Origin of the sequence: Leptolyngbya sp. UWPOB_LEPTO1, assembly GCF_017302695.1 — a bacterium.
Taxonomy (GTDB): Bacteria; Cyanobacteriota; Cyanobacteriia; order Leptolyngbyales; family Leptolyngbyaceae; genus Leptolyngbya; species Leptolyngbya boryana.
Genome location: NZ_JAFLCJ010000033.1, coordinates 39,999 through 48,192 on the forward strand (window position 1 = coordinate 39,999; position 8,194 = coordinate 48,192).

At 47.0% G+C, this 8,194-nt stretch carries 12 protein-coding genes and 2 pseudogenes; 7 read left to right on the forward strand and 7 right to left on the reverse strand.

Annotated elements, in window-relative coordinates:
- Positions 1–558 precede the first annotated feature (558 nt).
- A complete protein-coding gene (locus J0L70_RS28905) occupies positions 559–1,212 on the forward strand; it encodes a hypothetical protein (protein WP_287456860.1) in 654 nt (217 codons plus the stop codon).
- 62 nt (positions 1,213–1,274) lie between these two features.
- On the opposite strand, the gene J0L70_RS28910 is transcribed toward J0L70_RS28905, so the two are convergent.
- The 6 genes from J0L70_RS28910 to J0L70_RS28930 all read right to left on the reverse strand — a co-directional run bounded on the left by J0L70_RS28910 (position 1,275) and on the right by J0L70_RS28930 (position 4,923).
- Complete coding sequence (locus J0L70_RS28910) at positions 1,275–1,973, reverse strand: thermonuclease family protein (protein WP_287456861.1); 699 nt, start codon at positions 1,971–1,973, stop codon at positions 1,275–1,277.
- A gap of 44 nt (positions 1,974–2,017) precedes the next feature.
- Positions 2,018–2,221, reverse strand: a complete 204-nt coding sequence (locus tag J0L70_RS28915) for a hypothetical protein (RefSeq protein WP_287456863.1) — start codon at positions 2,219–2,221, stop codon at positions 2,018–2,020.
- Positions 2,222–2,246: 25 nt separating this feature from the next.
- Entirely contained in the window at positions 2,247–2,537 is a 291-nt protein-coding gene (locus tag J0L70_RS28920) for a hypothetical protein (protein ID WP_287456864.1), read from the reverse strand.
- Positions 2,538–3,434: 897 nt separating this feature from the next.
- Positions 3,435–3,659 (reverse strand): metal-dependent hydrolase, encoded by a 225-nt coding sequence (locus tag J0L70_RS32070; protein ID WP_353736674.1) that lies wholly within the window; start codon positions 3,657–3,659, stop codon positions 3,435–3,437.
- Positions 3,635–4,261 carry a response regulator transcription factor gene (locus J0L70_RS28925; protein ID WP_017287500.1) on the reverse strand — a complete coding sequence of 209 codons (627 nt, stop codon included), beginning with the start codon at positions 4,259–4,261 and terminating at the stop codon, positions 3,635–3,637. Before J0L70_RS28925 ends, J0L70_RS32070 begins: the two co-directional genes overlap by 25 nt.
- Positions 4,258–4,923 (reverse strand): sensor histidine kinase, encoded by a 666-nt coding sequence (locus J0L70_RS28930; RefSeq protein WP_353736676.1) that lies wholly within the window; start codon positions 4,921–4,923, stop codon positions 4,258–4,260. The genes J0L70_RS28925 and J0L70_RS28930 overlap by 4 nt, the downstream gene beginning before the upstream one ends.
- Positions 4,924–5,025: 102 nt before the next feature.
- Between J0L70_RS28930 and J0L70_RS28935 the strand changes: the two are divergent.
- The 6 genes and pseudogenes from J0L70_RS28935 to J0L70_RS28960 all read left to right on the forward strand — a co-directional run.
- A pseudogene (locus tag J0L70_RS28935) lies at positions 5,026–5,514 on the forward strand (ATP-binding cassette domain-containing protein); the annotation flags it as partial.
- Positions 5,515–5,569: 55 nt separating this feature from the next.
- Positions 5,570–6,019 carry a DUF2141 domain-containing protein gene (locus tag J0L70_RS28940; protein WP_287456868.1) on the forward strand — a complete coding sequence of 150 codons (450 nt, stop codon included), beginning with the start codon at positions 5,570–5,572 and terminating at the stop codon, positions 6,017–6,019.
- A gap of 37 nt (positions 6,020–6,056) precedes the next feature.
- Positions 6,057–6,287, forward strand: a complete 231-nt coding sequence (locus J0L70_RS28945; RefSeq protein ID WP_242044378.1) for a fasciclin domain-containing protein — start codon at positions 6,057–6,059, stop codon at positions 6,285–6,287.
- Positions 6,288–6,299: 12 nt separating this feature from the next.
- Positions 6,300–6,596: pseudogene (locus J0L70_RS28950) on the forward strand (fasciclin domain-containing protein); the annotation flags it as partial.
- A 6-nt stretch (positions 6,597–6,602) separates the two neighbouring features.
- Positions 6,603–6,761: a hypothetical protein gene (locus J0L70_RS28955; protein WP_017287495.1), complete on the forward strand. Its 159-nt coding sequence runs from the start codon at positions 6,603–6,605 to the stop codon at positions 6,759–6,761.
- 68 nt (positions 6,762–6,829) lie between these two features.
- Positions 6,830–7,267 carry a squalene/phytoene synthase family protein gene (locus J0L70_RS28960; protein ID WP_268242062.1) on the forward strand — a complete coding sequence of 146 codons (438 nt, stop codon included), beginning with the start codon at positions 6,830–6,832 and terminating at the stop codon, positions 7,265–7,267.
- Positions 7,268–7,485: 218 nt separating this feature from the next.
- On the opposite strand, the gene J0L70_RS28965 is transcribed toward J0L70_RS28960, so the two are convergent.
- Positions 7,486–7,917, reverse strand: coding sequence for a GlcG/HbpS family heme-binding protein (locus J0L70_RS28965; RefSeq protein WP_287456869.1), 432 nt, complete (start codon positions 7,915–7,917; stop codon positions 7,486–7,488).
- Positions 7,918–8,194 lie beyond the last annotated feature (277 nt).

Here is an 8,194-nt window from a genome sequence, read left to right on the forward strand (position 1 = left end):
CTTCTTCTTGAAAGAAAAACTATTTTTTCCTTTGCAACCCTTGCGAGGTGATTGCGCTAAGTTTGCCGAACTCTAGAAGGCTCCTCGTAATTCAAATTAAATTGGCAATTGCAGCACTCGCTTTGATTAATACGGATTGCCTCAACACTATCTCATGAGTTAGCTTTCTAGCGAGTCGCTCGAGTTCAAGCTTGCCGTGTTTGGTATCCATCAAACGATGGCGCTCTCACTTCTTACCAGTTGCACGCTACACAGCAGAGGGAGACGGGATTTGTTCCTCCAGTAACGAAGTTTATCGATCGCGCTTATCTCCAAACAAAAAATCCCGTCACTCTGGCGGGATGAATGCGTGAACTGACAAATAGATTAATCTCAGGATTCCCAAACGATCTGTCAGCGATCGTGCAAATGGTACAGATTTACAGATTGAAAGCGCGATCGCTGTTCTTTTATCAGCGCTTCATGAATTCGAGCGTGTAGCGCAAAGTTTATGTAAACTCAGTATTTTTGCAGAATCCAGATAATTATTATTCTCAGCATGTTTCTATCTCAAAAGTCATGCTGAAATCAATAATTCTTGGAAGTTCGATCGCATTTCTATCTGCTCTGTCTTTGCCTGCAATCGCTACCGATTGGCGTACAACGGGTGTATCAACTCGAACAAGAGAAACCGTTGCGATCGATATGGATTCAATCAATCGTGTTTCTCGATACGATGTGCGGTTTCGATATCTAATTGGCAAAGATTTGGTGCAAGCATCGGTGAACTGTGATTCTTCCCTAGTGACTCCGGATCAAGGGAAGCCGTTCGTTCCTGATATGACAGGCGCAACGCGAGAAATGATTAAGCTGGCTTGTGGGGAACGCCGTGATAGAGCGTCAGCCACTAATTACGATCGAGGATATGGTCACGGATCTAGGCAGGTTGGTAATTCGCCCAGATTCGCTGTAAGTCGAGATGCGATCGCAGCAACGAGACGGCTTTCCTATACTGATTTCGCCAAATACAGAGTCTCAGACGAGGCAATCATAGAGGGACTTACTACCGTCTGTCGAATTTACAGCAACGGTGGAAGTAAAAGCACTGTTGCTGCTATTCAGAGTTCTACCCTAATTGACAAGGATGATGATACAAGAACGGTCATGATTGATTTTTACGGCAGCATTCATGTTGTTGCCCTTTCTAGGGTTTGTCCCGAATACGATTTGTAGAGCGGAAAAAAAGAGATCGCGTCTTCTTTACCGAAGTCACTTCGACTTGCAAGCATCATCTATTAGGGCAAACTCTCGCAGGCTTGCCCGTCCTTATCTCTATCAAGACGGAACGGATCGCCGGGGAACGCATTAAACACTCGTTGAGCCTCAGCCTGAGTCCTGAAATCGCTGCAATCACAATCACTCTTCGTACAGGCTGGCAAACTATTCTGAGTAGGCTGAAATACTGTTCTCGGTTTCGGTTGTGGGGTTGCTTGTTGCACTCCCCGTCGGAAGTCCCACGGCATCACCGGAGTAGATTGATTCCAAAACGCCAGCCGTTTCAGTTGGGCATCGGCTTCAGCCGTCAAGTATTGTTTAGCGTTGCACCCGTTCAAGTATTGCCTGTAAGCAACGGCTTGTCCCTCTTGAACCATGCTGAGATTAATCGAGCGATCTCCCACAAAAACTTCTGCAACTTTCCGATTGTATTTGTCCGTTGCGATCGTCCTCAGGTAAACCACTTGCCCCACGGGTAAGAGTTGCTTAAGCCTTGCTGCTGCTCTCTCACCGTAGGGTTTCTGTGCCATTTCCGCCGCATCAATGCAGGCTAACCGGACAGTCACAGCCTTATTGCCTTCTTTGACTCGGATTGTGTCCCCATCTCCAACAGATGCAACCGTGGCAGCAGTCCGTTGTTGAGCGATCGCCGAGGGTGCAAACAGTAAAGGTGCAAACAGTACAAGTGCGATCGCAGATGAGAGCAGTAATTTCTTCATGGTCTAAAACTAGTGGTGCATTGCCCGTTTAGAATTCCCAACGCTCAGCGATCGCACTCGGAGCCGTAGAGGACTTTCCCTGACCCATCTGGAGAAAATCTGACGCACCATTCCCCATCTGCCAACCAGATACGCAACGGGTGATGGATAAATTTGCCGTAGATGAAGGCGAGAACCACGATAACCAAGAATGAGATCCCCACACCTTGAACTACTTTCCAGGGGCGAGCTGTCCATTGATTTTCCATTGGCGCAAATCTTGAGGGAGCGGGTTTAGAGTTCCCCTGCTGTGCCTGAAGATTTCCGCAACGCTTCCCGATGCCGCCGCCGAAGCGACTTCACAAGGTTGCGAAAATCCTCGGTTAACTCAGGCTCCTCCCAGTATTCAGGAATCAGCTTTAATTGAAAATTCACCCATTCATACGAGGCTTCGTCTTCGCTATAGTTTCTGGCAGTGTGGAGAGCGGTTACGATCGCGTTTCTAATCAGTGGGTTGAGTTCCTGCATTTGTGCGTCGCTCAGGTATTTGCAATGAAAGTCTTCCATCTCGTTACGAACAGTCATTGCAATCAGCATCGCTAGGTTTTTTGTGCCTTTTAATAATCGGGGGCGCTTTTTTGTCATCGCTGAGTATCTACTGAGATTTATCTCATATTAATCATGAGCGCTTCTCAAGCGAAAACCCGTTCGATCGTCAATCCCGTCGCTCTGCCCCAAATCCCTACGCTACCAGCTCCCACATTAACGCCAGAGTCAGCCCATTCGCGATCGTCCGGTAAAAGAACAAAATTACTGTGAAGCCCCGTTGGTCAATGAGATCAAGCGGGTTTTTTGTTGCTTGAAAAAGAAGGGGGGCTGCCTCACTTTGCCAGAATCGTCAAACCCGCGATCGTCATTCAGTGAATTCAGACTCAAAATTCACCAAATCGATTTTTCGTTGCCACTGGGGCTAGAGAACGGGCTTAGGGTTCCCAGGCGTAGAGTTCGTCGATCAAGGTGGTAACAGGTCGGTTTTGAGGTGGTAACAAGCCTGGGATGCCTAATTTTATTGGGTTCTGACTATAACCTCGCAAAACCAATAAATGGATCTGTTACCACCTGTTACCACCTAGCTTGCAGAGGTGGTAACAGGTGAAAGCATTGAATTTACTACGTTCTAGCTTGCTGTTACCACCTGTTACCACCTATTTATATAAAAAAGCAGTTTATCAATGATCTCTGTCGATGGTTTGGTTTTGGTTCTGCTTCTATTGCAACCGCTAAAAACCCCGCAATAGAAGGCTAATAGAGATTGAATTAGCTCAATGGCATTGAAGGGGTCAGGGGTTCGAATCCCCTTAGCTCCATACCTTTCAGCGATCAAGCTTGGGAGCGTCCCTAAATCATCTCTAAAGCTGTTTGTAATGAATAGCGGGAGTGCAATATTAAGGGCGTATTCACAGCCTTTAAAGGCAGTAGCTTCTATAAAAAGCTATGAATACCTTTTTTAGTTTTTAGCAGCCTTTGCAATTCGGGCAATATTCTAAATCTGACGGGTTGGAACAGCTCGAAGGCAACGCTTTTGTATTCGAGTTCTTTAGCGGCATGCCATTCCCACAACGCTTTCATCCGTGGATCGACTTCTGCCAAAATTTTGTGATGTAGAGAAACTTCCGATATCCTTAGATCAAATTCCGCTGCGCCCACAGTGCTGCTGCTACTCGATCGCGCATTCCTAACTTGCTCAAAATTTGAGTCACATGATTTTTGACGGTTCCTTCGCTGAGGAAAAGCTCCTGTGCAATCTCTTGATTGTTCTTCCCCTCACCTACTCGTTTCAATACTTCAATTTCACGTTTGCTTAATTCGTCGAGATGGTAGTTCGAGGACAGTGGTTTCAGTTGAGAAAAAGCTTTGGGTGCAATCGTCGGTCCAAGTTGGCTATATCCTTGAGCGACCGATCGGATTGCAGTCGCAATTTCAGGGGCAGGAGTCCGCTTCAAGAGATATCCGAGTGCCCCGACTTGAAGCGATCGCAGAATGTACTCATCGTCATCGAAGGTGGTGAGGACTAAAATCCGAATCCACGGATAGTACTGGTGAATTTCTTGGGTAGCTTGTACGCCATCACAAACGGGCATTCGCACATCCATCAGAATCACATCGGGTTGTAAATGCTTTGCTGCCTCGATCGCTTCTTGTCCATTGGCTGCATGACCCGCAATTTCCAGATCTGCTTCGACTGAAAGCATGGTCGCGAGTCCTTGCCGGAAAATTTCCTGGTCATCGACAAGCAATAGACGAATCATAGCGGCAGTATGATCGAGATTTGAGTCCCTTGAGTAGGTGCGGTTTGTAACTCGAACTGTCCGCGCAACAGTTGAACTCGCTCGATCATACCCTGAAGTCCAAATCCTGGCTTGAGTGTTGTTGCATCAAATCCAATTCCATCATCTTTGAGATTGAGCATTAGACCTGCTGGTGTTTGATCGGCAGAAAAGTAAACGTGAGTTGCTTGGGCATGTTTCTGAACATTCATCAATCCTTCTTTTACAATGCAGTACACTTGATAGCTCTGATAAACAGGGAGATGCGGCAAGTTTACTTTCCATTGCACTTGAACCGTTGAAGTTTGTCTGAGTTGTTCGAGGAGCGCAACCAAGGCGTGATTCAGATCGAAGTCAGATTGACGCATTCGATCGAGAGCTTGACTCACATCCTCGATGCACTGTCGCGCTAATCGTTTTGCGGTATCGACAGCTTGAAACGATTGATCGAGATTGTGCGATCGTAGGGTTTGAGCAACCGCAAGCTGGGTATCTAAATCGGTTAAGGTATGTCCGAGCGAGTCATGAATTTCTCGTGCAATCCGGGTTCGCTCTAGGGTAGCGGCTAAAGATTCAACTTGTTCGGTCAGTTCTTCGATCTTCTGATCGCTTTTCTGTTGCACCACAATCATCTGGCTGAGCATGACCGTGAAGAAACTGGCAGCCGTGTAGATGGCAAGCGTAAAGATGATAAATCGAATGGGGTTGCTGAGATTCAGACCGAGTGGATCAAGCGGAATTGATTGCTGAAGGCGATGGATCAAGAACTGTGTGGAGCAACACGATCGCAGTTAGTTCAGGCAAGACGGCAAATTGGCTACATTTTTCAAGCACACAATCTACTCAATAGCTTAACGGCTCAAGAGAATGTAGAGATGACGCTGGAGTTGCATCCTCAGATTCCTTGGCGCGATCGCCAGCAGAAAGCACAACAAATGCTGGAGACGGTTGGACTAGGAGAGCGCACCACTTACTATCCAGATAGTCTCTCTGGCGGGCAGAAGCAGCGGGTCGCCATTGCCCGCGCGCTCGTAGCGAATCCTAAGATTATTCTCGCAGATGAACCCACGGCTGCACTCGATAAGAAATCAGGACGCGATGTGGTCGAACTGATGCAACGGCTTGCTCAAGAGCAAGGCTGCACAATTTTGCTTGTTACGCACGACAATCGCATTCTTGATATTGCTGACCGAATTATCGAGATGGAAGACGGTTACTTGATTCAAAAAGACTAAGGATGCCGAAAGAGTTTCTGAAGCAAGTTCACGGAGATTCTACCAGGAGAAAGACATGAACGGACAAGCGATCAGTTTAGCGATCGTATCAATCTTAGGAGTACAGATGATGACATTACCTGTGGATGCCGTTTCTAATAGCCGTCTTACTGTTGAGGTTAGCGGCTTGAGAAACCAGGATGGAACGCTGTGTCTGAGTTTGTTTTCGAGTGAACAAGGCTTTCCAAATCAAAGCGATCGCGCCATTGCCTCTCGCTGTATTGAAGCCAAAGAAGCGACAGCTACCTTTGATCAACTGCCACCGGGACGATATGCCGTTGCTGTTATTCATGACTCTAACGACGATGGCAAGCTCAACACTGGTTTTCTCGGCATTCCCAGAGAAGGGTTTGGCTTTTCGCGCAATCCGAGAATTGGGACCCGTGCGCCGAGTTTCAGAGACACTGCCTTTCTCGTCGCTGGAGAAAGCACCAAGATTCAGATCGCTCTGAGATATTTGCTGTAAAAATCTTTCGCTGTTATCTACAAGGAGTTACTGTGTTATGAACTGCTCAAAGCTCAATATTATTGGTTTCGCGATCGTTCTCTCAAGCTTTGCCCTCAGCTTCCCTGCTCAGACTTGTCCGTCTGCGTCAAAGTCTACATCCGTTCAAGCTTCCGCTCGTCAGCCCCAAACGATCGTTGATATTGCCGCCTCGAATCCAAACTTCAGTACGCTGGTTGAGGCAGTCAAAGCCGCAGGACTGGTTAAAACGCTGTCTGAGCAGACTTAGTTAACAGTTTTTGCTCCGACTAACGAAGCCTTTGCTGCATTGCCTCCAGGAACGCTCGAACAGTTGTTGAAGCCCGAAAATCGTGCAGCACTGAGAAAAGTACTGACCTATCATGTTGTTCCAGGAGCATTAGAGTCAAAGAACCTGCGCTCTGGTCAGGTGAAATCAGTGGAAGGGAGTCCGGTGAATGTTCAAGTGGCAAATAATCAGGTTAGGGTCAACGATGCAACGGTCATTTCTGCGGATGTGAAAGCAAGTAACGGTGTCATTCATGTCATTGATCGTGTGATTCTGCCCCCTGATCTCTAATCTTCTATGCTGCAACTTACTTTTGCCGAAAACGCACCGTCTGATATTGCTGATGCTTACGATCGCTGTCGTCAACTCACTTGCGTGAATTCGACCACGTTTTATCTCAGTAGCCAACTGCTGCCGCAATTTAAACGCCAAGCAATTTGGGCAATCTACGCTTAGTGTCGGCGCACGGATGAACTAGTGGATGGGGTTGTATCTGCTGCTACCACCTTGCTGACATTAGACAGATGGGAAAGACGGCTCGAAGCGTTGCGGGTCAGCCACAGGACGATTACGATGCAGCCTTAACAGATAGCATCGAACGATTGGAGATCGACATCCATCCCTTTCGCGAACCGATCGAAGGTCAGCGAATGGATCTCCGTCAGAATCGTTATGAAACCTTTGCCAGCTTGTATGACTCTTGCTGCCGAGTTGCGGGGACAGTGGGGTTGATGTCGCTTGCAGTCATCGGGACGCAACCAACTCTATTCAATACGCCTTGCTTTTTCGCGGCTTCTCATGCACTGTTTCCAAACTCGCCCGAAAGCTCTCCCATTCAATCACTTCCCCTAAACGCACCAGCAAGTCTTTCTTCTGTTCCAACTTCGCCTAACGCTGTTCGATTTTGTCTTTCCCGAACCCCTGTCTCATCAGTACTATCCTCCCAGTATCCCTGCTTCTAGCCTGACATCCTTTTTCCTAGTTGGCTCTGGGCTTAATCTAATTTTTCGAGGTGCCCTATAGTTAATGTAGAGTGTTTACTACTAAAATAGAGATATCGAACTATATCTGAGTTTCATCCACAAAAAACTTCTAGTGCTGACTCAGTTCTTAGAGAATGGTTAAGAAGTTTGTGGCTAAAAACTAGACGATTCGTAAATTTATCGTTGCTCAATTCTTTTTAACTCCCTGCTTCAGATGAGATCGCTGCTTTCAAAGCCTCAATTGCTGCTTCAGCAACTTCAATATCCTCCTCATCTGTGCCCGAACCAATACCAATACCACCAATCACTTCGCCATGAATCTCAATCGGTAAACCTCCTGCAATTGTGGCAAACCGATTTCCCGATGCCAAGGCAATTCCCACTGCTAAGTCAGTTGGTAATTGCCCTGTAGAAACCTTTGCCGAAACTGCCGTATAAGCCTTTTGAATCGCAGAAAATTGGCTATGAAGTTTAGCCCCCTCCATCCGCTCAAACACCATCAAATTGCCCCCTCGATCGACAATGGCAATACATTGAGGCACACCCATCGCTTCAGCTTTTGCGATCGCTGCTTGCAACAGCACCTTTGCCCCCTGCACAGACAAGTCCAAAACTCGATTTATATACATTCCAAAACTCCCATAAGGCATGAAGAGAACTTGTCTAGAATAGCCTCAATCAACACCTATTTTGTCCCTGCATCTCCTAATATGCCTTCCACTAACCAATCCATTTTCTGCAACTGAGGATCTTGCAAGCTATACGTCTTTCCAGAGGGGTGAGGTGGAACCAAAAAGCTGGACAGGTGAATAAGCTACCCCCCCTCAACCTCATGGTAAGAGTAGATTATGAGCCAAAACAAACGCAAACAACACAGTGCCCAATTCAAAGCCAAAGTCGCACTTG

Coding starts and splice junctions, on each gene's coding strand:
- J0L70_RS28955 (WP_017287495.1), top strand. CDS start 6,603: ATGCTGCAACTTACTTTTGCCGAAAACGCACCGTCTGATATTGCTGAT.
- J0L70_RS28930 (WP_353736676.1), bottom strand. CDS start 4,923: ATGCTCAGCCAGATGATTGTGGTGCAACAGAAAAGCGATCAGAAGATC.
- J0L70_RS28915 (WP_287456863.1), bottom strand. CDS start 2,221: ATGGAAAATCAATGGACAGCTCGCCCCTGGAAAGTAGTTCAAGGTGTG.
- J0L70_RS28965 (WP_287456869.1), bottom strand. CDS start 7,917: ATGTATATAAATCGAGTTTTGGACTTGTCTGTGCAGGGGGCAAAGGTG.
- J0L70_RS28960 (WP_268242062.1), top strand. CDS start 6,830: ATGGGAAAGACGGCTCGAAGCGTTGCGGGTCAGCCACAGGACGATTAC.
- J0L70_RS28920 (WP_287456864.1), bottom strand. CDS start 2,537: ATGACTGTTCGTAACGAGATGGAAGACTTTCATTGCAAATACCTGAGC.
- J0L70_RS28940 (WP_287456868.1), top strand. CDS start 5,570: ATGAACGGACAAGCGATCAGTTTAGCGATCGTATCAATCTTAGGAGTA.
- J0L70_RS28910 (WP_287456861.1), bottom strand. CDS start 1,973: ATGAAGAAATTACTGCTCTCATCTGCGATCGCACTTGTACTGTTTGCA.
- J0L70_RS28945 (WP_242044378.1), top strand. CDS start 6,057: ATGAACTGCTCAAAGCTCAATATTATTGGTTTCGCGATCGTTCTCTCA.
- J0L70_RS28925 (WP_017287500.1), bottom strand. CDS start 4,261: ATGATTCGTCTATTGCTTGTCGATGACCAGGAAATTTTCCGGCAAGGA.
- J0L70_RS28905 (WP_287456860.1), top strand. CDS start 559: ATGCTGAAATCAATAATTCTTGGAAGTTCGATCGCATTTCTATCTGCT.